Origin of the sequence: Sphingomonas epibiotica, assembly GCF_039615155.1 — a bacterium.
GTDB lineage: Bacteria > Pseudomonadota > Alphaproteobacteria > Sphingomonadales > Sphingomonadaceae > Sphingomonas.
The window spans coordinates 1-537 of the sequence record NZ_JBDGHY010000039.1 but is presented as its reverse complement, the minus strand read 5'-3'; the positions used below and the strand labels follow the sequence as shown (position 1 = coordinate 537).

Here is a 537-nt window from a genome sequence, read left to right as displayed (position 1 = left end):
GTTTCGCGTGCGCCGCGATCCCGGCATGGTGGTTGCGACCTCCTCACGGCGGCTCGGCCGGGCGCCGGGCGGCATGGCCGCTGCGCTCAGTGCCATCGACCATCATGGGGCACCCTCAATGCCGCATCCGCGAGGGGCGGCATGGCAATACCGACAGCAGGCGGAGGCGCGCCGCATCTGGGCCGGGCTCCCCGATTCCTTTGTCGCAGCTCGCTTCGGCGACCGTATCGGATTGACCGGTGACCATGTGATCGGCGTCGCGCGCGACTGCCCCAACGCAGAGGCGTTCGCCATGCGTGTCGTGCCGGCACTGCCCGATATACCCGACGTCACCCTCGCCGAGGCCGAGCATGCCCTGGCAACGCTCGAGCACCAGCTTTGCGAGCAGGCGGTATGACGACGGCCGGAGCTCTGCGCCATGCGATCGTCGCGGCGGGGTGGGCGACCGACCCCGCCGGCGATCCGACGACGCCCAAGGCATATCTGGACCTGCTCCGCCCTCTTTACGCTGCGGGACGCCGGGATCTCCCCATCGGG

General features: G+C 70.2%; 1 protein-coding gene. It reads left to right on the top strand.

Annotated elements, in window-relative coordinates:
• Positions 1-397: glycosyltransferase (locus AAIO73_RS20185; protein ID WP_345880589.1), on the top strand; the 397-nt coding region annotated here is incomplete at its 5' end.
• Positions 398-537 lie beyond the last annotated feature (140 nt).